Origin of the sequence: Mesorhizobium sp. M0306 (assembly GCF_040321655.1) — a bacterium.
Taxonomy (GTDB): Bacteria; Pseudomonadota; Alphaproteobacteria; order Rhizobiales; family Rhizobiaceae; genus Mesorhizobium.
Genome location: NZ_JAMYRY010000001.1, coordinates 704,372 through 723,154, shown reverse-complemented (window position 1 = coordinate 723,154; position 18,783 = coordinate 704,372). Strand labels below are relative to the sequence as shown.

Genomic DNA, 18,783 nt, shown 5'->3' with positions numbered 1-18,783 from the left:
TCAGCGGAGAGGCGTTCGCCTGCGGGCCGCCGCCACTGCTTCGACGAGATCGTCTCCCGAATAGGGCTTGGTGACCAGTCTGACGCCGGGAAAGGATTTCTTGATCTCGTCGGTATCCGAATAGCCCGAGGCGAAGACGAACGGGATGCCCGCTTCACGCAGCCGCGAAGCAAATTGGAGCGTCGAAACGCCGCTCAGCATGAGGTCGACGATGGCCACATCGAACTGCGCGGCAACGTCTTGCTGTTCGATCTCAGTCAGATCACGGGCGATGACCACATCGAGCGCGCCGTAGTCGCGGCAAAGCTGCTCGATATCCATGGCAATCAGGAACTCATCTTCCAGGATAAGAATCCGCAAACCGTCAAGTGATGCGCGCACGCAGCAATATCTCCTTGAATGCGTCTCTAACGTGAAACGGGGGAAGTCATGATCGTTATTTGGCATGCTGTCATTTAAAAAAGACGTGCCGGCGCGGATGCGTCGGCCTCGGCCCGTGCAAGGCATTTGCAACGCGCGCTGCCGGAGATAGGGTTAGAAGAGGTTCGTGCCGGAACCTTGGGGTCTGTCGAGCGTTTCGACCGAGCAAAAGCATGGAGAGTGAAGCAATGGCGACTGCCGCAGGAAAGGCCGCGAACGAAGCCCGCACGAATTCCGATATTGAGGCCGACATCGCACAACTGAAGGCCGACATCGACCAACTTACCAAGCTGTTGGCCAAAACTGGCGAACATGGCTACGGGGCAGCACGGCGAGCCGCCGCCGAAAGCGTCGAGCAGTTGCGAACCCAGGGCGAGGCAGCCTTCGACAGCCTGCGCAGCAACGCCAGGGACATCGAGGCGCAGATGATAGCGCATATGCGCGAAAAACCGGTGACTTCGCTGGCGATCGCCGCAGGCGTCGGATTCCTCTTCGCGCTTCTCGCTCGCCGCTAGTTCTGCACGCATGGGAATGCTTGCATCGCTGATCTCGGGCCTCGCCTCGGGCGAAACCATTGCGGCGGTGCAACGCGCGCGCGTCGCTGCGATTGTCTATTCGGTCGCAGCGCTCGCGGCGCTGTGCGGCCTCGGCTTCCTGGTCGGGGCGGCCTATATCTGGACGGCGGCCCGCTATGGGCCGATGGCAGCCTCCCTGAGCTTCGGGATCGGCTTTCTGGCAATCGCCGGTCTCATCCTGCTCGTCTACCGGATGTCGGCTGGCTCGCGCGCCAGACGCCGGGCGAAGCGACGCAACGCCGACATGAAGGCTATCGGCATCACTGCGGCACTCGCCTTGCTGCCGGCGCTGCTCAAGGGCAAAGGTGGCCCGGGAAAGGCTGGACTGAGCGCGATTCTCGGCCCGGCGATAGCACTCGCTGCTTACGCCATCTACCGCGAGAACGTGAAGCGCGGCTCCGATGATCCGGATACCGGCAAACGGGAATAGTTCGGAGGGGATAGTTCGGGGCAAACGATTCTTGCGCCGGTCGCAAAATGTTGGCGTCACAAATCTTCGAGCGGAATCGATATTTCGGCGACCACGCCGTCCGGCCGGAATTCATGGGTCACCTCGCTGGAAATGACCTTGGCCAGGCTGCGGCGGATCAGGATCGAGCCGAAGCCATGGCGTTCGGGCGGCGCAACCCGCGGGCCGCCGCTTTCGCGCCAGGCCAGCAACAGACGCCGTGCACCCTTCCTGCCTTGTACCCTCCAATCGAGATCGACCTTTCCGGAAGAAACCGAGAGCGACCCGTATTGCAGTGCGTTGCTTGCCAGTTCATGCAGGATCAGCCCTAGCCCGACTGCCTGGTCGGGTGAGAGCAGGACATCGGCGCCGGAGATCGCCATCCGCGATTGTCCGGCGGCTTGGAACGGCTTTAGCTCGATCTCCACCAGCTCGCGGATGCCGATGCCGCGCCACTCGCGGTCCGACAGCAGGCTGTGCGCAACGCCCAGTGCCTGCAGCCTGGCGCTGAAGGCTTGGAGGAATTCGCTTGGCTGGCGGGCATGGCGAACGGTCTGCGTCGCCAGCGCCTGTACGGTTGCCAAAGTGTTCTTGACGCGGTGGTTGAGCTCGCGCAGCAACAGCCGTTGACGTTCGTCGCCAAGTTTGCGTTCGGTAATGTCGTAGTTGACGCCGAAGATCAGCGTCGGCTTGCCCTCGCCGTCGCGTTCTATGACGCGGCCGCGCGTTGCGATCCATCGTGGCGGATCGAGGCCTTTGACACGGTATTCGCCAAAATAGTCGTCGCTGCCGGTCAGCGCGTCGCGAAAGCGTGTTTCGGTCTGGTGAACGTCGCGCAGGTCGATGGCGGTCAGGATGTCGCGCGCCCTCAGCCTGTTCGACTTGGGCAGGTTGAACAATTCGGACAGCAGGACATCGCAGTCGATCATGTCGCTGCGGATATCCCATGCCCAGCTGGCAAGCGAAGCCGCGTCAAGCGCGATAGCGCGCCGCTTTTCCTCTCGAACCAGTGCGGCCTCGGCAATCGCCGCGCTGCGGGTTGCATCCTTCAGCGTGAACAGGCTGGCGGCGAGGCCAGCCAGCGCCGACAGCTGGTCGAGCTGGACAGAAGAGGGACGTGCGTGCGACTTCCGGTCGAGCACGCACAGCGTGCCGATCAGCGCGCCGTCGACTACGATCGGCACGCCTGCGTAAAAGCGGATATGATGCTCGCCGGTGACCAGCGGATTGGCTTTGAACCGCGGATCCGCCGCCGCGTCGGCCACCACCATCGGCACGTCGCCGGCTGCGATGGTATAGGCGCAGAACGATGTCTCGGTTGCGATTTCGGTCTCGTCGAGACCGATACAGGACTTGAACCACTGCCGCTCGGCATCGACCAGCGTGATCAGTGCGACAGGCGTTTGCATCGCCGAAGCGGCAAGACCACCGATACGATCGAAATCAGGATCGGCAGCCCTGTCCAGCGCGTCGAGGCCGTGCAGCACGGCAAGGCGGTCCGCGGCGCCCACCACACGGCGAATATCGGCCGGCAGGCCCGGCGTTTTCTGGCTATTGTCGTCCACTATGCCCCCAGTGGCCGGCCCCGCTGATTGATCAGGCCAATCGGCCCGTTTGTCGCCTTGCCGAGCCGGAACTTTCGCGGCGGGGGACCGTTACCAGCCAACGCCCCGCTAGTTACGCCTGCCGGCGCCAAATATGGAGCCAGACAATGCCAAAAATCATTCCTGAAAACAAAGCCCGTCAAGGGCGGCGGGGTCGGCATGTCCTTCGTATCCTGATCGCCGCCCTGTTGCTGGCTTTTATCGCCTGGGGCGTCGCCGAAATCTACGGCTGGATGATCGAGACGCCGAAGACCGAGCAGGGCAACACGCCCAGCGGCTAGATTCTCTCCATCGCTCGTGTCAGCTCGCATTACGCAACCCCACATCACGCTACCCCACGTCAGGCAACCTTTGCCTCGGCGGCGCGCGCCGGGACGAGAACATTCAGCGCGCGCGGATGGATTTCGACGGTCGTCTCGCGATCGAGCTTTACCAGTTCGCCGTCCATGACGGCCTGAACTTTCCTGTTCGTCGAATGGATTTTCAAAACGGCGCGGTTTGCCTGATGGATTTCGACATGCTCGTTGCCGCGCCATTTCCCACGGGCGACGTCAAAGAGGAACCTGATCAATTCGCCGCGCCGCCGTGCCACGGTGACATAGATGCCCAGCACGCCGCCTGCCGGATTATCGGCATAGGGCAGGTGGCCCTCGCCGAACAGATTGTTGGTGATGCCGATACCGGTGATCCGGGTTCTGATCTCGGCCTCACCGATCGTCAGCGTTACTTTCATCGCCGGTGGATTGTTGATCGTGGCCCAAGCGGCTCGCACCGAGGCACGCATCTTCCCAAGCCGCGAGCCGAATTCCATCTTCTGGCGCAGTTGCACCATCCTGGCGTGCATGCCGATTGAGAATTGATGCACGAAAGGCCGGCCGTTGGCTGTTGCAATGTCAATCGCCATCACCTCGCCGTCCGCAAACGATTTCAGTGCCGCATCGAGGGTCTGCGGAATACCGAGGCCGCGCGCAAAAAGGTTCATTGTGCCAGCCGGCAGAATTGCCAGCGCCTTCTCCCCATTCATCAAACGGGCTGCCGCGGCCGAAATAGTGCCGTCGCCCCCGCCCGCCAGCACGACGTCGATGCCGCGCCTGGAAGCTATGCCGTCCAGCGTGGCGACGATATCCTTGCCGGCGACGATTTCGATATCGATCGAGTGGCCGGCAGTCTCAAGCGTGCCGCGCATCCGGCTGGCGAAGGCCTCAAGATCGATGGTGCGCAGGGTGCCCCCGTCCTTGTTCAGCACCGCTGCAAACCGCATGGCCGTTCCATTTTCCAGCACCTATTGGGCCGGGACAGGGTCCCAGCCGGGAGTGGAACGGGGCGGCCGAGAAAATGTTCCTTTCGACCAGCGCGGCGAATCCGAGAACCATTGACATCGCACCGGGTGCACCACGGCTTTTTTCGGAACAACAGTGTGGTCACAACGTTGTGAACATGCAGAAGACGCTGCGCCCGCAGTGACGCCAGGCGGGCAGGGCGTACACGAAATCACCGACGAGGAGACACTAAGATGATCCGCACCCTTTTAACCACGACAGCAGTCGCAACATTGATTGCGACGGGTGCATTTGCGCAATCGGCGACGACCCCGGCGCCGGCGCAACCACCCGCCGCCCAGGATACCGCTCCGGCGATACGTGCCGAGGGCAGCCTTGCCACCAACATCATCGGCGAATCCGTCTATAATGGCACCGGCGACGATGCCCAGAATATCGGCAAGGTCAGCGACGTCGTCTTCGACGAGCGCGGCGAGGTAAAATCCGTCGTCATCGGCGTCGGCGGTTTTCTTGGCATAGGAACCAAGAACGTCACTTTCGACTACAAAAAGATGCAATGGGCCGAAAGAAATGGCGACCGTTGGCTGATAGCGCAAACGACGAAGGATGAGTTGACGGCTCAGCCGGATTTCGACCGGAGGCCTTACGATCCGCCTCCGCCACCAGCTTCGGCCGATAATGCGGCGCCTGCCCCTTCCACTAGCGCGCAAAATACAACCCCGGCGCCTGCCGCGCCGGCTGAGCCAGTGAAGCGCGCCGAAGGCAATCTCGCCACCAATATCATCGGCGAGACCGTCTATAACGGCACCGGCGACGACGCCCAAAACATCGGTGACGTGAACGACATCGTCATCAACAAGGAAGCCAAGGCGCAATCGCTGATCATCGGTGTCGGCGGCTTCCTCGGCATCGGCGAAAAGAACGTCGCCTATGATTTCGACAAGGCGCAGTGGGCCGAGAGGAACGGCGATCGCTGGCTGGTCGCGCAAACGACCAAGGAAGAGCTGCAGGCGCAGCCGGAGTTCGACCGCAAGCCCTATGATCCGGCCCCGGCAACCACTGCGTCGAATGATGCCGCGGCTACTGCGCCTGCCACCGTCACGCCTACCGTGACGGCCAGCAACACCGCGACGACCAACAACACTGACCAAGCCAGCAAGACGGCTCAAAACGCTCCGGCAGCAGCGCCTCCGGCTAACTCGGCGGCCGACCAGACCAAGACCGGGTCGATCGACAAGTCGACGCTAACCGAAATGCCGATGGGCGAAATCCGGGCCGAGGATCTGGTTGGAACAACCGTTTACGGCGCCAACGATGTCAACGTCGGCGAAATTGGCGATATCGTGCTGGGCAGCGACAAGAAGGTCGACGCAGTCATCATCGACGTCGGCGGCTTCCTTGGCGTCGGCGAGAAGGAGGTGGCGGTCGGCATGGACAACCTGAAATTCATGACCGACAAGAACGGCAAGCGCTATCTCTACACGAACTTCACCAAGGAGCAGCTTGAGGCGCAGGCCCCCTATGACAAGGCGAGCTATGCGCAAAATCGCGACAAACAGCGCATGATCATGCGCTAAGCTGCACACAGGCCGACACAGAAAGCCCGCGCCGGCAACGGCGCGGGCTTTGCTTATGTCGAGGGAAAGCCGGCGACATGGCCGGCAACGCCATTGTCCGTCAATTCGGCGAGCGCCAGAGACTGGTCGAGATGCTCGGCCCGCCAGGCGAGCAACTTCTCGGCAAATTCCAACCGCGCCGGCAGATAGGCTGGGTCGTCAGCGACGTTGGTCAGCTCGCCGGCATCTTTTTCCAGGTCGAAGAGCAAGGGCGGCAGGCCGCCGCCGAAATGCACATATTTGAACTTTTGCGTGCGGATGACGGCGAGATTGCACTGACGCGGACCGATGCCGAAATACCGTTCGGCATCACCATCCGCGATCGAGCGGAAATCGAACTCCCAATGCGCCGCATCGCGCCAATTGTCCGGCTCCGTTGCGTCCAGGAAAGGCGCCAGCGAGCGGCCGTCGAGATGCGGCAGCACTTCGCCGCCAGTGAGCTCGAGCCCAGTGAGATCAAGCAAGGTCGGTGCCAAATCCACCGCCTCGGTGAAGCGGTCGACACTGCTGCCGGCAGCCTTGCGGCGGCGCGGATCGCGAATGATCAGCGGAATATGGAAGCTGCCGTCGAAGAAGCCGCCTTTGCCCAACATGAAATGATCGCCCATCATCTCGGCGTGGTCTGAGGTCAGCACGATGACGGTGTCGTCCCAGGCATCGGCCGCCTTGACCGCTTGCCAGACACGGCCAAGCTGCGCGTCGACCTCCGAGATCATGCCGTAATAGAGCGCCCGGATGCGGCGAAAATTATCGTCGCCCCAGTCGCGCACCTTGCCCTCCGAGGCGGGGCGGAATTTCGACCGTTCCTGCCGGTCTAATTCATAGGCGAGATAAGGGTGGCTTGCTGCTTCGGCCTGCCAGCTTTCGGCGCGGTCAAAAGCTGGACCGATGGCCGGATCGTACATGGCGTTGTAAGGCGCCGGCACGATGAAGGGCGGGTGGGGGCTGATGAAGGAAAGATGCGCGAACCACGGGGCATCGCGCTCCTGCTCGCCGAGCCAGCGGATGAATTCGCCGGCCAGGAAGGCCGACGGCGTCTCGTCCTTCGAATAGATTGGCGGAGCGTTGCTGATCCCGCCGTCGTTTCCCAGGATTTCGCCCACCGGGCGGTGGATGGCGGGGGAGCCGGCGCCGGCATCGACTCCGCGCGCCTTGAGCCATGACAGCCAAGGCTTCTGGTGCTCGGGCAGAAGCTGACGCACGGTGAAGCCGGGCAGCACGCCTTCATAGCTCTTCAGCTGCGGGTCGCCAGGCGCCAGCGTGCGCGGGTCGCGCGCCATGTCGGTATAACCGAACAGCGTCGGATCATAGCCGAGGGCGCGCGCCCAGAGCGCTATGTTGCCGTGGCGGGCATCGAGCGGTGTGCCGTTGCGGCAGACACGATTGTTCATCTGGTAGAGGCCGGTGTAGAGGCAGGCGCGCGCCGGCGAGCAAGGTGCGGCGCCGCCATAGTGCTTCTGGAACAAAACGCCCTCGGCAGCCAGCGCGTCGGCATTCGGCGTCCTTACCACCTTGTGCCCAGCAGCTGACAGGCATTCGCCGCGCCATTGGTCGCAGGTGATCAGGAGAATGTTGGGGCGTTTTCCCGTCAACCGCGGTATCCTCACGCTGGCTACATGCGTCGCTCATGGAGCGCAATTTCGGCGAGTATGCAAGCCGGTCCAGTTTGCCGAATGGTGAACAAAACCTGCTTCGTCGTTCACTTTAACAGCACAGTCCATTCTGTGTTTGCCGCCTTTGCGGCCAGGAGGCGGATGCTCATATTTGCGTGGACAGCGGCAAGGGCCGCACCGGCACAAGGAAAGGAGCAGAAACATGCTCGACCAGGTCAAGGGCCTGCATCACGTCACCTCGATGGCCAGCGATGCGCGCCAGAACAATGAATTCTTCACCGGGACGCTCGGCCTGCGGCGGGTCAAGAAAACCGTCAATTTCGACGCACCCGATGTCTACCACCTCTATTACGGCGACAGGGTCGGCACGCCCGGCTCGGTGATGACCTATTTCCCGTTCCCGAACATCGGCAAAGGCCGCCATGGAGTCGGCGAAGTCGGCACCACCGCTTACTCGGTGCCCGAGGGCACGCTCGGCTATTGGGAGAAACGGTTTGCCGAGCAAGGTGTCACCGGGCTGTCCGGCGAGGAGACGTTCGGCGAGAAGCGTCTTGCCTTCGCCGGTCCCGACGGCGACGGGTTTGCGCTGGTCGAGGACAGAGCGGACAACCGTGCGCCATGGGCCAAGGGTGGCATTCCCACCGACGAGGCGATCCGCGGCTTTCACTCGGTGTCGCTCAGGCTGAAAGACGGCGGCGCCACCGAAGAGCTGCTGAAATTCATGGGTTATGAGGAGGTCGACAAGTCCGGCAACGTCAGGCGGCTGGCGGTGAAGAACGGCAACGGCGCCGATGTCGTCGACATCGAATCGCTGCCGGGGGCCGGCTTCGCCAATCTCGGCGCCGGCTCGGTCCACCATGTCGCTTTCGCCGTCGAGAACCGCGCCAAGCAGCTCGAAGTGCGCAAGGCGCTGCTCGATACAGGTTATCAGGTGACGCCAGTGATCGACCGCGATTATTTCTGGGCGATCTACTTCCGCACACCGGGCGGCGTGCTGTTCGAAGTCGCCACCAACGAGCCGGGCTTCGACCGCGACGAGGATACCGCCCATCTTGGCGAGGCGCTGAAGCTGCCGTCGCAACATCAGCATTTGCGATCCTACCTCGAGCAGCATCTGCAGAAACTGGAAGACTGAGGGCAAGGTCATGAGCAAGGATTCGTATATTCACAAAGTGCTGCCCGGTTCGCCGGGCGGACCGTTGCTCTTCGTCTTCCATGGCACCGGTGGCGACGAGGCCCAGCTTCTGTCGCTTGGACGCGATCTCGCGCCGCAAGCGACGGTCGTCGCTCCGCGCGGCGATGTCTCGGAACAAGGCGCCGCACGCTTCTTCCGCCGGACCGGCGAGGGCGTTTACGACATGGGCGACCTCACGCGAGCGACAGAGAAGATGGCCGGCTTCGTCAAGGCACATGTCGAGACGGCAAGGCCATCTTCGGTGCTCGGCCTCGGTTACTCCAACGGCGCCAACATCCTGGCCTCGGTGCTGTTTGCCGAGCCGTCGCTGTTCGACGCAACGGTGCTGATGCATCCGTTGATCCCGTTCGAGCCGGAGGTCAAGGGCAGCCTTGGCGGCAGCCGCATCCTGGTCACCGCCGGCAGGCGGGACCCGATCTGTCCGCCTGATTTGACGGCGCGGCTCGAAGCCTATTTGCGCGCCGATGGCGCCGATGTCACAGTCGAGTGGCATGACGGCGGCCATGAGGTGCGGCCGAGCGAGATCGAGGCGGCGCGGCGGTTGTTCGCCGTGGCGCCGGATGAAAGGACCGCAAGCCATGTCTGACCTATTGCCGGAGATCGAACTGGAGGACCGCGGCTCGAAGGGCCGCTACTTCCTGCGTGGGCCGGGCGGCGCCGAGGCGGAGATGACCTTCACCAAGATCGGTGAGCACCAGATCATCATCGACCATACCGAAGTGCCGGATGCATTTCGCGGCCAGGGCGCGGGGCTTCGCCTGGTCACCCGTGCCGTCGAGGATGCACGTGCGGCGGGCAAGACGATCATCCCGCTTTGCCCGTTCGCCAATGCTCAGTTCCGCCGCCATCCGGAATGGGCGGACGTGCTGAAGCGGTAAGAGGCAGCCCCTCGATGAATGACAGGAGAAAGGGTGCGCGGCTTTACCGCGTGCCCCTTCGGCCATTGGGGGCGTACAAACACAAGGGCAAACATGCGGGATTTGCGCAGAGCGCCAGTCTTGCCTAAGTATTGCCAGCAACGGCTCGCCGTCTGCGGCCCGACCACTTCAACCGAATGGCCCTCCATGACCGAATCCGATCTCGTTCCCGTCTTCGACGGCCACAACGACACGCTGCTCAGGCTCTACCAGTCGAAAGATGCGGACGTCGAAAAGCTGTTCGTCGAGGGGACGCCGGGTGGCCATATCGACCTGCCGCGCGCGAAGAAAGGCGGATTTGCCGGTGGCATGTTCGCGATCTTCCCGCCGCCTGTCGAGAAATCCAAACGCAGCGCGGTGCCGCTGGCGCCGAGCGACAGCGAGCCCTTGCCGCCCGAGGTTCCGCGCGCCGATGCGCTCAACTCCACCGTAGCGATGGCCTCGATCCTGTTTAGGCTGGAGCGGGCTTCGGCGCTTACCGTCTGCCGCAGCGCCGGCGATGTGAGGAAGGCGATGGCGCAAGGCTCGATCGCGGCGGTGTTCCATATCGAAGGGGTTGAGGCGATCGACCCTGAGCTCACCCTGCTCGACGTTCTCCACGCAGCCGGCCTGCGCTCGCTCGGTATCGTCTGGAGCCGTCCCAATGCCTTCGGCCACGGCGTGCCGTTCCGCTTCCCGTCATCGCCCGATACAGGGCCAGGGCTGACCGATGCCGGCAAGGCGCTTGTGAAAGCCTGCAACCAGCTGAAGATCATGATCGATCTTTCGCATCTCAACGAAAAAGGTTTTCGCGACGTCGTCGAGATCAGCGACGCACCGCTGGTCGCGACCCATTCCAACGTGCATGCGATCTGCGGCCATTCGCGCAACCTCACCGAATGGCAGCTTGGCGCGATCCGCGATTCGGGCGGCATGGTCGGGCTGAACTTCGCCACCGGGTTCCTGCGTGAGGACGGCAGGATGAACGCCGACACCAGCCTCGACATCATGGTGCGCCATGTCGATTCGCTGCTGCAGGCGCTGGGCGAAGACGGCGTCGGCCTCGGCTCGGATTTCGACGGTGCCATGATCCCGGCCGTGATAGGCGATGTTGCCGGACTGCCAAAACTGCTCGACGCATTCGCGGCACGCGGCTTCGGGCGCGCGCTGATCGAGAAGATCGCCTATTGCAATTGGCTCGGCATGCTGGAAAAGACCATCGGCTAGGCCTGTCGATATTCAGGTGAGGCCGGCCTGCAAACGATGGCTTCCTGCGCTTCCGGCCTTCGCCGGCCGAAGCACTCATGAGCGGTCGTGGCAGTTAAGGCTACGGCCGGCGTAGGCCGGTGCTCACGTACTTAAGTACGCTCCGCTCCGGTTCTCGGAAACCATCGTTTTCGACTCGGCCTGACCTGAATCTCAACAGGCCTAGGCGGGAATTACTAAGCGCCCATGCGCTTCAGCCAGTCCTGGCCGACGCCGCGGTCGCGGATGATCGGCAGCGGATCGGTGGAATCCAGCCGCGCACAGATGCGGTAGACTTCCAGCGTTTCGGCGTCCATCTCGCCGCGCTTGTAGAAGAACATGGCCGCGGCATAGCGGGTTCGGCCCGACCATTTTTCGCCGAGCGGCGTGTTGACCAGCTGCCACTGCTCGGCGGCCTCGGCATCGATTTCGCGACTGTCGGTGTCGTCAGTCATCTCTAAAAATCCGCAGGCGGATTGGCGGTGCGGCGGTCGAGCCTGGCGAACGGCCGCGGCACCAGTTTGGCACGCTTCAACAGCTGGTGATACCGCAGCTCGCGCCTGGCATAGATCTCGACCCAAAGGTCCGCTGCAGGCGGGGGCGCCGATCTGGTCCACGCAACGCCGGGATCGCCACCTTTTGCCAACGGTGCCTTCGACATCGTTTTTTCCAAGGACGCCTATCTCGACGAGAACATTCGAACCCGGGCAGCCCTGCAGAAGGTGCTTGACAGTGGCGAGCACCGTCCCACTGATCTTCGCGGCCGAAGCCGGTCGGCTAGCCGGCGATGCTGGAGACCATCACCCGATGAAGACAACAGAGGCGCGCGAAGCCCTCCTCGAACCGGCGCGAAAAAGCGATTCCGAAAAGCGCGGCCGCAAGGCGTCGAAAGAGACAAGGCAGCTTCAACTGATCGAAGCGACAATCGATTCATTGGCCAAGCGCGGCTATTCGGAAACGACTATGGCCGACGTCGCCGACGGCGCCGGCTTGTCGCGCGGCATCGTCAATTTCCATTTCGAGAGCAAGGAGAAGCTGCTCGTTGCCACTTTGCAATACATGTATGACGAGTATTCGGCGCATTGGCGCAGCGCCTTGCAAAAGGCCGGCGATGATCCCGCCCGCCAGTTGCAGGCATTGGTCGCGGCCGATTTCGACCGCTCGATCTGCAACAAGCGCAAGCTGGCTGCCTGGTGTGCCTTCTGGGGCGAGGCCAAATCGCGGCCGAAATATCAGGCGCTGAGCAGCGCACGCGATGCCGTCTACCAGAACATCTTCATCGATCTTTGCGCGGCGCTCAAGCAGAGCGGCTTCTATGCCTATGAACCACAAGTCATGGCGCTGGCGCTCAGCGCCATGCTGGATGGTCTGTGGCTGCGTTTGATGATGGGCACCGAAGACACCACACGCGAGACGGCACTGCAGGCCGCGAACGAATTCCTGTCCGCGGCATTCCCCAAGCACTATCCGAAATCTGCAGCCAGCGGTGCCAAGCCGGCGTGAACAATCAAAAAGAGGATGGAACAGCAATGAAGACAATGACCCGACGCCCGACACTGACAGTGGCATTGGCTGCAGCACCGGCGGCTTCGGCGACGGGGCTGGCGGCTTCGGCCGCGGCGCTGGCGGCGGACAAGGACCTCGTCGTGTTTAACTGGTCCTGTTACGAGGATCCCGGCTTCCATCCGCAGCTGGTGGCGCCGGAGTTCAAGCAGCGGATGGTCGCGGAATTCGAGAAGATCAAGGCCGGCTAATGAAGTTCAAGATCGAACGAGCCGATGTGGCCATCGTCGGCGCCGGCTTCACCGGCCTGTCGGCCGCGCGTGAATTGAACCAGGCCGGCATCGATGTCGTGGTGCTCGAAGCCCGCGACCGTGTCGGCGGACGCGTCGAAGCCGTGCAGAACGGGCTCGGCGAGCGGATCGACAGCGGCGGCCAGTTCCTGTGCGAAGACATGCCGGAATTGATGGCGCTGGTGCGAGCGCGCGGCAAGACATTGGTCGAGACCCATGTCGCAGGCGAATTCGTCACGCAGCCGCGAATGAGCGAGGCGCAAGCCGGGCGTACTTACGGCACCGCGATGCGAATACGCGAGCGGATGAATGCGATCGCACCGAACGACCCGGCCATTACCGGCTTGACGGTCGCGGCATGGCTCGATCGCCAGGCCGATCCCGACGATGCCAAGGCCGCCTTTCGGTCGATGATCGAGGGCCTGTGGTGCCTGGCAATGGAAAGGCTGCCGCTGTGGTACCTGATCGACAATGATCGCCGCGTCACCAACGAGGTGTCGGAGCTGCAGTATTTCGTGCGCGAAACCATGCATTCGCTGGCGGATGATCTTGCGCGGGATCTCGGCGATCGACTGCGGCTGAATACAGCTGTCGAGGCCATTGAGGACGGGCCGGGAGGGGTTCGCGTCGTTTCGCCTGCCGGCGCGATCGAGGCACGAGCGGTACTGGTCGCCGTACCGCCGATGATGGCCTCGAAATTGGATTTCGTGCCGCCGCTGCCGGCTGCGCTGGAGAGAGCCCTCGGCGTCTGGCGAAGCGGCGCGGTGATCAAAATACTGGTGCGCTATCCCAAGGCTTTCTGGCGCGACAGGGGCTTGAGCGGCATGGTGATGTGGCGCGACCCGCACGGGATTTTTGCCTGCGATGCCAGCAATGACGACTCTCATCCAGCACTTGTCGTCTTCATCGGCGGGCCGCTGGCCCGGCGCTGGCGCGATCTGGGCGAGGCGGCACTGCGCGCTAGGGTGACGTCAAAACTGGAGGAAGCGCTCGGCGCCGAGGCGGCCGGCTTCTCCGATCTCAGCTATCGTGACTGGACGGACGATCGCTGGAGCGGTGGCGGCTACAGCGATCTTATCGTCGATGCGACGGCAACCAACGCCGAACGCATCATCCGCGCCGGCGCGCCGCCGATCCATTTTGCCTCGTCGGAGCTGTCGCTATCATTTCCGGGCTACGTCGAGGGCGCCATCGTCGGCGGCCGCGTTGCTGCGCTAAAAATTCAATCCGCCATCGCGACCAGAGCCTCAGGGTCATAAGCGAGAGGGATCGAGCTACCGACCGGCATCGACGCGCATTGCCACGAGCTCGGCCTGCTGGTCCGGCCACTGATCAACATGTGCGTGATGTCGCCGCCATTGATCATCACGCGCGAGCAGATCGACGACATGGTGTCGATCTTGCGCGAAGGCATTTCGCGCACGATGGACGATCTGCGCCGGGAAGGGGGTCTGGGAGGAATAGGCGTTTATCGCCGGCGGCCTTGTCGACGTCTTGCCTTTGCTGGCGGCGGCCCGTGGCGTCCATATCGGGTTTCCTGGAGGCGAACTGCCGTCTTGAACTATGCGTGGTGTGCCCGCGTTCTGGCGGCCTTCTGCGCCGCCGCCTTCCTTCCGCTGGCGCCTTTCGTCTCGGCGGCCTTCTTTGCGGCGGCCGAGCGCTCCTCAGCCGTCCGGCGCGAAGCCGCACGCTTGGCCTGCTGCGCCAGCGCCTCGTGCGATGCCGTGCTCTTCGGCTCGTGCTCGAGCACCTTGGAGACGGCTTTCGAGACCCGCGGGCGGCGTTTCGGCGTGCGTTCGCCCTGGCCGGCCTCATAGGCGTATTCGGCGCTTTTGCGCGTGCTCTCCTTCACCTTGCCCTTTTTGGGCGGGGGCAGGTCTACGCCTGCGCGTCTCGCCTCGGAAAGCCCGATGGCGATGGCCTGCTGGGTCGAGCGCGCGCCGTGCTCGCCGCGGCGGATTTTGTCGATCTCCTCGTGCACGAACTCGCCGGCCTGCGTGCTCGGCGATTTGCCCTCGCGCTTGTCCTTTCGGGCCTTCTCGATGGTTTTCTTGTCCGGCATTGTCTTTCTCCCACATACGGGTTGCGACAGCCATTCGGGTTGCAGCTGCGCAGTCTTATGAGGATCATAACGCGTTGAGGACGCAAATGATCCCGGGACCGGTGAGCCACGCCCCGGCTGTCAGGACGTCGACGCCGATCTGTCCGAAATCAGATGGCGCAAGAACCATTGGGTAGCGAGATCCGCGACTTCGTCCAGGGCGCCGGGCTCCTCGAACAGATGTGTCGCGCCAGGGACGATGGCGAGCTCCTTCTCGCTGCGGAGCGCCGCCAGCGCCGAGCGGTTGAGCGCGATCACTTGCGTGTCCGCGCCTCCGACGACGAGCAAGGTCGGCGCACGGACGCGCGGCAGGGCGAGCGCTGCAAGATCGGGCCGGCCACCACGCGAAACCACGGCTGCGGCCTGGTCGGGCCGTTCGGCCGCCGCCACCAGGGCGGCACCGGCGCCCGTGCTCGCGCCGAAATAGCCAAGACGCAACCCCGACGTGTCCGGCGAGGCGCCGAGCCAATCCGTGACGCCGACCAGCCGGTCGGCGAGCAGCCCGATATTGAAGCGCAACTCGGCCGTGACCTGGTCGATCCGCTCCTCTTCGGCCGTCAACAGGTCGATGAGGAAGGTGGCGAGGTTCGCCTCGTTCAGCTGTTCGGCGACGTGGCGGTTGCGCGGGCTGTGGCGGCTGCTTCCGCTGCCGTGGGCGAAGAGCACAAGGCCACGAGCATCCGGGGGCAACGAAAGATTGCCCTCAAGCGTGACAGGCCCCGCGGGAACATGCACGACGTGCTCGCTATCCTGGTCCATATCCACCTCCGCTATGTCGATCTGGTGCCAGGCGCCGGACCCGCGCTCGCACGCCCAGCCAATTCTTCTTCGGAAGCGGCAGGCTTGGGCACGCAGCTGGCGAGGAGCGCGCGGACCTCTTCATCGCTCGTTTGTGAGAAATCCACGTACCAGCGCCCGACACCCAGCAACGGCTCTGGTGTCGTCGCGCAAACGACCTCGTCGGCGTCCGCCCGCATCGCGTCGCAAGTGTCGGGGCTACCGACGGGAACGGCCGCGACAATATGGGCGGCGTGGTTTTTTCGCAGCGCCTTGATCCCGGCCCGCATGGTCGATCCGGTCGCAAGCCCGTCATCCACGAGGATAATGGTCCGTCCATTCAACTGCGGTGGGGGGCGCCCGTCCCTATAGAGGTGCTCGCGGCGCAGAAGCTCTTTTTCCTCCTTTGCGGCGACCGCGTCGATGACATGTGGCGGGATCGCGAGACCGCTGACGATTTCGTCGTTCAGGACACGTACGCCTGAGGGCGCAATCGCCCCCATGGCCAGTTCCTCGTGACCGGGGACGCCGAGCTTGCGCACGACGAAGACGTCGAGCGGTGCCTTGAGTGCCCGCGCGACCTCGTAGCCGACCGGCACGCCGCCTCGGGGCAGCGCCAATACGATCACGTCGTCGCGGCCGGCAAAGCGAACGAGCTCCCCGGCGAGTCGCCGCCCGGCCTCGCGGCGATCTGAAAAGATGATAGCCATGACCTTCAATCCGCGTGCATCTGTTTTCCCGGTAGATGTTTTGTCACCAGCCTGCGGCCACATGCCGTGGGATGGCTGCGGCACCGGTACCATTTTGGAACTCGCTCGCTGCCTGGACGTTCCAAGAATAGTTTCGATCGCGAGGTGCCGGCACCGGCACGGGTTAGCGCGGATCGGGAAGATCGAAGATAGCGATCCGTACATGCCTCGTCCGGCGATTTCGCGATGCGCGGCAACAGGCGCGTCTGGCGGCTTGTTGCCTCAGCAATCAGAGAGAGGAATGTCCCATGCAAGTTCAGGAGATCATGAGCCGTCGGACCGAACTGGTCGGCCCGAACACTACAATCAGGGATGCCGCCCGGAAAATGCGGGCCGACAATCTCGGCGCCCTTCCGGTCGGCGAGAATGACAGGCTGGTCGGCATGGTGACAGACCGCGACATCGTGATGCGCGGTGTCGCCGAGGAGCGCTCAGCCGGCAACACGACCGTTCGCGAGGTCATGTCCGAGCATGTCTATTGGTGCTTCGACGACGCCGATATCACCGATGCGGCGAAGATCATGGCCAAGCATCAGGTGCGTCGTCTTCCGGTGATCAACCACGACAAGCGCCTCGTCGGCGTCATTGCCCTGGCCGACCTCGGCCGGACCGATAAGGAAGCCGCCAAAATCGCTCTCGAAGGCGTTTCCGAGGCAACGGACGATCCCCGGCGCTAGACGCTCGCCTGAGCGGTTGCCGCCGTGCTCGCCGTTCTCCCTCCCTCGGGGGTGAACGCAGCCTGCTCAGGCAGCCTTCAGTTTGGCTACTATCGCGCTTTCACTTCTATGCGGCGTGTCTTGTCCTTTGCAGCGGGATTCTTCGGAAGCTCGACAGTCAAAACGCCGTTCCTGAAAGTGGCCTGCACCTTGTCGGCATCGATCTCCGCCTCCAGGGGGATCGTCCGCTGAAACCGGCCATAACTGCGTTCGCTGTAGGTGTGGCCGCGGTCGCTTTCCTTGTGCTCCGAACGCTTCTCGCCCGTAATGGAGAGGGTGTTGTCGCGCAGCTTGAGCTCAACATCCTTCTGCTCGAGCCCCGGCAATTCGGCGGTGACCTTATAGGCTTGGTCTGTTTCATATACGTCGACGCTCGGCCAAAGATCGCTGGCCGTAGTCGCTTCGGCCATTGGCGCAAAGAAGTCGTCGAACAGGCGATCGATCTGCCGGTGGAATGACGTGAGTGGGTCTCGCGCGGACGGGTAGAGGCTGCGCGATGGCGTCCTGGGCGCCAAATCGTGATGTGCCATGGTTTTTCTCCTGTTTTTCGTGTCTGCATCACTCGTCGCCATGTGATCGGCGACGGCAAACAAAACTCGTCCACCCATGAGGATGTTCCGAGCGTCGGCCAAGAAAGGCGGTCGAAAAAACAGCGGCAAAAAGCCGGCCCGAATCCCCTCATGACGAAACCTCCGACAATGAATGCGCACCAGGACATGCGCATCGGGGAACAACGGGCAGGCACGGCTGTTTGGTCATATCAGCCTAGTCGGATTTGAATGGAAGGAGGATTTCGATGAACGCCACCGGACTCGACGTATTCGACAAGACACTGCAGACCACGAACATCTGGCTCGACGAGATCATGGACGAGATTGGACCGGATCGGCAGGTCGCCTGGCACGTTCTCGGCGCGGTGCTGCACGCCCTGCGCGACCGTATGCAACCGGATCTTGCAGCCCACCTTGGCTCGCAGCTGCCGATTCTGGTGCGCGGCGCCTTCTATGACCAATATCAGCCTTCCAAAGCTCCCGAGAAGATGCGGTCGCTCGATGAGTTTCTGGCCAAGATCAAGGCGGAGCTGGAATTTGCCCGTCCGGTCGATTCCAAGGATGCATTCAGGGTCGTGTCCAAGGTGCTCGCCCATCACGTCGGAGAAGGACAGATGCACAAGGTCTGGGAATCCCTGCCAGGAGAGATAAGACGCGTCGCTGAAGCTCAGCAAGCGGCGTGAACGGCGCCGCGCGGGTTTCTCGGTCGCAACCTTCTTGGGGAGATAGCAATGCCACTCACCCTTATCAGCCCGGCGTTCCGGGCAGGCGGAAGAATTCCCGAAAAATATGCGCGTGACGGCCAGAACGTCTCGCCGCCGCTGAAGTGGTCCGATGTCCCGGATGGTACCAAGAGCCTTGTTCTTGTCGTGCGGGATCCCGATGCGCCAAGCGGGATTTTCGGGCACTGGGCGGTGTTCAATATCCCGCCGGATGCCGGCGGACTCGCCGAGGCCGAAGACGGCAAGCCCGGTCCATCCAGGCAAGGCACCAACGATTTCGGCAATGCCTATTATGATGGTCCGCAGCCGCCTGCAGGGCATGGCGTCCACCATTACCACTTTCTGCTGGCCGCGCTCGATGTGCCGAGCCTCAGCGTTCCGGGGCAGGCGGGCGTGCATCAGGTCTGGAAGCAAGCCCAGAAACACGCATTGGAGGAGACGGAGTTGGTCGGAACCTACGAACGGCCGGCGTGACGCGGGCC

Annotated in this window: 23 protein-coding genes and 2 pseudogenes; 15 read left to right on the top strand and 10 right to left on the bottom strand. The window is 63.0% G+C overall.

What is annotated here, in order from left to right; genetic code table 11:
- Positions 1-381 (bottom strand): response regulator, encoded by a 381-nt coding sequence (locus NKI95_RS03700; RefSeq protein ID WP_352714279.1) that lies wholly within the window; start codon positions 379-381, stop codon positions 1-3.
- A 227-nt stretch (positions 382-608) separates the two neighbouring features.
- Between NKI95_RS03700 and NKI95_RS03695 the strand changes: the two genes are divergently transcribed.
- Together NKI95_RS03695 and NKI95_RS03690 are read left to right on the top strand one after the other, a co-directional pair.
- The gene (locus NKI95_RS03695; RefSeq protein ID WP_023678546.1) at positions 609-935 is read left to right on the top strand and encodes an ElaB/YgaM/YqjD family protein; all 327 of its coding nucleotides are present in this window, start codon (positions 609-611) and stop codon (positions 933-935) included.
- A gap of 10 nt (positions 936-945) precedes the next feature.
- Complete coding sequence (locus NKI95_RS03690; protein ID WP_352714278.1) at positions 946-1,425, top strand: hypothetical protein; 480 nt, start codon at positions 946-948, stop codon at positions 1,423-1,425.
- 56 nt (positions 1,426-1,481) lie between these two features.
- Here NKI95_RS03690 and NKI95_RS03685 read toward each other — a convergent pair whose 3' ends face one another.
- Positions 1,482-3,008 carry a sensor histidine kinase gene (locus tag NKI95_RS03685; protein ID WP_352714277.1) on the bottom strand — a complete coding sequence of 509 codons (1,527 nt, stop codon included), beginning with the start codon at positions 3,006-3,008 and terminating at the stop codon, positions 1,482-1,484.
- A gap of 146 nt (positions 3,009-3,154) precedes the next feature.
- On the opposite strand from NKI95_RS03685, the gene NKI95_RS03680 reads away from it, so the two are divergent.
- On the top strand, positions 3,155-3,328 hold the full coding sequence (locus tag NKI95_RS03680) for a hypothetical protein (RefSeq protein ID WP_352468959.1): 174 nt from the start codon (positions 3,155-3,157) through the stop codon (positions 3,326-3,328).
- A gap of 59 nt (positions 3,329-3,387) precedes the next feature.
- Here NKI95_RS03680 and NKI95_RS03675 read toward each other — a convergent pair whose 3' ends face one another.
- Positions 3,388-4,308 (bottom strand): diacylglycerol/lipid kinase family protein, encoded by a 921-nt coding sequence (locus tag NKI95_RS03675; RefSeq protein ID WP_352714276.1) that lies wholly within the window; start codon positions 4,306-4,308, stop codon positions 3,388-3,390.
- Positions 4,309-4,560: 252 nt separating this feature from the next.
- Here NKI95_RS03675 and NKI95_RS03670 point away from each other — a divergent pair, with 252 nt between their 5' ends.
- Complete coding sequence (locus NKI95_RS03670) at positions 4,561-5,904, top strand: PRC-barrel domain-containing protein (protein WP_352714275.1); 1,344 nt, start codon at positions 4,561-4,563, stop codon at positions 5,902-5,904.
- A gap of 53 nt (positions 5,905-5,957) precedes the next feature.
- On the opposite strand, the gene NKI95_RS03665 is transcribed toward NKI95_RS03670, so the two are convergent.
- Complete coding sequence (locus NKI95_RS03665; RefSeq protein ID WP_352714274.1) at positions 5,958-7,535, bottom strand: alkaline phosphatase family protein; 1,578 nt, start codon at positions 7,533-7,535, stop codon at positions 5,958-5,960.
- Between the two features lie 223 nt (positions 7,536-7,758).
- Here NKI95_RS03665 and NKI95_RS03660 point away from each other — a divergent pair, with 223 nt between their 5' ends.
- The 4 genes from NKI95_RS03660 (at position 7,759) to NKI95_RS03645 (ending at position 10,874) form a co-directional block, all read left to right on the top strand.
- Complete coding sequence (locus tag NKI95_RS03660) at positions 7,759-8,691, top strand: VOC family protein (RefSeq protein ID WP_352714272.1); 933 nt, start codon at positions 7,759-7,761, stop codon at positions 8,689-8,691.
- Between the two features lie 10 nt (positions 8,692-8,701).
- A complete protein-coding gene (locus tag NKI95_RS03655; protein WP_352714270.1) occupies positions 8,702-9,337 on the top strand; it encodes an alpha/beta hydrolase in 636 nt (211 codons plus the stop codon).
- A complete protein-coding gene (locus NKI95_RS03650) occupies positions 9,330-9,629 on the top strand; it encodes a GNAT family N-acetyltransferase (RefSeq protein WP_254816591.1) in 300 nt (99 codons plus the stop codon). The genes NKI95_RS03655 and NKI95_RS03650 overlap by 8 nt, the downstream gene beginning before the upstream one ends.
- Before the next feature lie 186 nt (positions 9,630-9,815).
- Positions 9,816-10,874, top strand: coding sequence for a dipeptidase (locus NKI95_RS03645; protein ID WP_352714268.1), 1,059 nt, complete (start codon positions 9,816-9,818; stop codon positions 10,872-10,874).
- A gap of 215 nt (positions 10,875-11,089) precedes the next feature.
- On the opposite strand, the gene NKI95_RS03640 is transcribed toward NKI95_RS03645, so the two are convergent.
- Positions 11,090-11,347: a hypothetical protein gene (locus tag NKI95_RS03640; RefSeq protein ID WP_352714267.1), complete on the bottom strand. Its 258-nt coding sequence runs from the start codon at positions 11,345-11,347 to the stop codon at positions 11,090-11,092.
- A gap of 2 nt (positions 11,348-11,349) precedes the next feature.
- Positions 11,350-11,478 (bottom strand): annotated as a pseudogene (locus tag NKI95_RS03635) (aminomethyl transferase family protein); the annotation flags it as partial.
- 221 nt (positions 11,479-11,699) lie between these two features.
- Here NKI95_RS03635 and betI point away from each other — a divergent pair.
- The 4 genes and pseudogenes from betI to NKI95_RS03615 all read left to right on the top strand — a co-directional run.
- Positions 11,700-12,395, top strand: coding sequence for a transcriptional regulator BetI (gene betI, locus NKI95_RS03630; RefSeq protein ID WP_352714584.1), 696 nt, complete (start codon positions 11,700-11,702; stop codon positions 12,393-12,395).
- 26 nt (positions 12,396-12,421) lie between these two features.
- The gene (locus NKI95_RS03625; protein ID WP_352714266.1) at positions 12,422-12,646 is read left to right on the top strand and encodes a hypothetical protein; all 225 of its coding nucleotides are present in this window, start codon (positions 12,422-12,424) and stop codon (positions 12,644-12,646) included.
- Positions 12,646-13,944 carry a flavin monoamine oxidase family protein gene (locus NKI95_RS03620; RefSeq protein WP_352714264.1) on the top strand — a complete coding sequence of 433 codons (1,299 nt, stop codon included), beginning with the start codon at positions 12,646-12,648 and terminating at the stop codon, positions 13,942-13,944. Before NKI95_RS03625 ends, NKI95_RS03620 begins: the two co-directional genes overlap by 1 nt.
- Before the next feature lie 27 nt (positions 13,945-13,971).
- Positions 13,972-14,133 (top strand): annotated as a pseudogene (locus NKI95_RS03615) (aspartate aminotransferase family protein); the annotation flags it as partial.
- Between the two features lie 113 nt (positions 14,134-14,246).
- Here the strand turns inward: NKI95_RS03615 and NKI95_RS03610 are convergent.
- The 3 genes from NKI95_RS03610 to NKI95_RS03600 form a co-directional block, all read right to left on the bottom strand.
- On the bottom strand, positions 14,247-14,747 hold the full coding sequence (locus tag NKI95_RS03610; protein ID WP_023678569.1) for a DUF6496 domain-containing protein: 501 nt from the start codon (positions 14,745-14,747) through the stop codon (positions 14,247-14,249).
- Positions 14,748-14,867: 120 nt separating this feature from the next.
- Positions 14,868-15,545 carry a dienelactone hydrolase family protein gene (locus tag NKI95_RS03605; protein ID WP_352714263.1) on the bottom strand — a complete coding sequence of 226 codons (678 nt, stop codon included), beginning with the start codon at positions 15,543-15,545 and terminating at the stop codon, positions 14,868-14,870.
- A gap of 11 nt (positions 15,546-15,556) precedes the next feature.
- Positions 15,557-16,273, bottom strand: coding sequence for a phosphoribosyltransferase (locus tag NKI95_RS03600; protein ID WP_352714261.1), 717 nt, complete (start codon positions 16,271-16,273; stop codon positions 15,557-15,559).
- Positions 16,274-16,578: 305 nt separating this feature from the next.
- Between NKI95_RS03600 and NKI95_RS03595 the strand changes: the two genes are divergently transcribed.
- Complete coding sequence (locus NKI95_RS03595; RefSeq protein WP_352458287.1) at positions 16,579-16,989, top strand: CBS domain-containing protein; 411 nt, start codon at positions 16,579-16,581, stop codon at positions 16,987-16,989.
- A gap of 89 nt (positions 16,990-17,078) precedes the next feature.
- Here NKI95_RS03595 and NKI95_RS03590 read toward each other — a convergent pair whose 3' ends face one another.
- A complete protein-coding gene (locus NKI95_RS03590) occupies positions 17,079-17,636 on the bottom strand; it encodes an Hsp20/alpha crystallin family protein (RefSeq protein WP_352714259.1) in 558 nt (185 codons plus the stop codon).
- A 188-nt stretch (positions 17,637-17,824) separates the two neighbouring features.
- On the opposite strand from NKI95_RS03590, the gene NKI95_RS03585 reads away from it, so the two are divergent.
- Both NKI95_RS03585 and NKI95_RS03580 read left to right on the top strand, forming a co-directional pair.
- A complete protein-coding gene (locus NKI95_RS03585; protein WP_352714257.1) occupies positions 17,825-18,262 on the top strand; it encodes a DUF2267 domain-containing protein in 438 nt (145 codons plus the stop codon).
- 48 nt (positions 18,263-18,310) lie between these two features.
- Positions 18,311-18,775 (top strand): YbhB/YbcL family Raf kinase inhibitor-like protein, encoded by a 465-nt coding sequence (locus NKI95_RS03580; RefSeq protein WP_352714255.1) that lies wholly within the window; start codon positions 18,311-18,313, stop codon positions 18,773-18,775.
- Positions 18,776-18,783 lie beyond the last annotated feature (8 nt).

Excerpts from the sequence above, each read along its gene's own strand:
- NKI95_RS03670 (WP_352714275.1), top strand. The coding sequence starts at position 4,561 with ATGATCCGCACCCTTTTAACCACGACAGCAGTCGCAACATTGATTGCG.
- NKI95_RS03580 (WP_352714255.1), top strand. The coding sequence starts at position 18,311 with ATGCCACTCACCCTTATCAGCCCGGCGTTCCGGGCAGGCGGAAGAATT.
- NKI95_RS03620 (WP_352714264.1), top strand. The coding sequence starts at position 12,646 with ATGAAGTTCAAGATCGAACGAGCCGATGTGGCCATCGTCGGCGCCGGC.
- NKI95_RS03600 (WP_352714261.1), bottom strand. The coding sequence starts at position 16,273 with ATGGCTATCATCTTTTCAGATCGCCGCGAGGCCGGGCGGCGACTCGCC.
- NKI95_RS03645 (WP_352714268.1), top strand. The coding sequence starts at position 9,816 with ATGACCGAATCCGATCTCGTTCCCGTCTTCGACGGCCACAACGACACG.
- NKI95_RS03610 (WP_023678569.1), bottom strand. The coding sequence starts at position 14,747 with ATGCCGGACAAGAAAACCATCGAGAAGGCCCGAAAGGACAAGCGCGAG.
- NKI95_RS03695 (WP_023678546.1), top strand. The coding sequence starts at position 609 with ATGGCGACTGCCGCAGGAAAGGCCGCGAACGAAGCCCGCACGAATTCC.
- betI (WP_352714584.1), top strand. The coding sequence starts at position 11,700 with ATGAAGACAACAGAGGCGCGCGAAGCCCTCCTCGAACCGGCGCGAAAA.
- NKI95_RS03605 (WP_352714263.1), bottom strand. The coding sequence starts at position 15,545 with ATGGACCAGGATAGCGAGCACGTCGTGCATGTTCCCGCGGGGCCTGTC.
- NKI95_RS03640 (WP_352714267.1), bottom strand. The coding sequence starts at position 11,347 with ATGACTGACGACACCGACAGTCGCGAAATCGATGCCGAGGCCGCCGAG.
- NKI95_RS03655 (WP_352714270.1), top strand. The coding sequence starts at position 8,702 with ATGAGCAAGGATTCGTATATTCACAAAGTGCTGCCCGGTTCGCCGGGC.
- NKI95_RS03625 (WP_352714266.1), top strand. The coding sequence starts at position 12,422 with ATGAAGACAATGACCCGACGCCCGACACTGACAGTGGCATTGGCTGCA.
- NKI95_RS03690 (WP_352714278.1), top strand. The coding sequence starts at position 946 with ATGGGAATGCTTGCATCGCTGATCTCGGGCCTCGCCTCGGGCGAAACC.
- NKI95_RS03680 (WP_352468959.1), top strand. The coding sequence starts at position 3,155 with ATGCCAAAAATCATTCCTGAAAACAAAGCCCGTCAAGGGCGGCGGGGT.
- NKI95_RS03650 (WP_254816591.1), top strand. The coding sequence starts at position 9,330 with ATGTCTGACCTATTGCCGGAGATCGAACTGGAGGACCGCGGCTCGAAG.
- NKI95_RS03675 (WP_352714276.1), bottom strand. The coding sequence starts at position 4,308 with ATGCGGTTTGCAGCGGTGCTGAACAAGGACGGGGGCACCCTGCGCACC.
- NKI95_RS03590 (WP_352714259.1), bottom strand. The coding sequence starts at position 17,636 with ATGGGTGGACGAGTTTTGTTTGCCGTCGCCGATCACATGGCGACGAGT.
- NKI95_RS03595 (WP_352458287.1), top strand. The coding sequence starts at position 16,579 with ATGAGCCGTCGGACCGAACTGGTCGGCCCGAACACTACAATCAGGGAT.
- NKI95_RS03585 (WP_352714257.1), top strand. The coding sequence starts at position 17,825 with ATGAACGCCACCGGACTCGACGTATTCGACAAGACACTGCAGACCACG.
- NKI95_RS03660 (WP_352714272.1), top strand. The coding sequence starts at position 7,759 with ATGCTCGACCAGGTCAAGGGCCTGCATCACGTCACCTCGATGGCCAGC.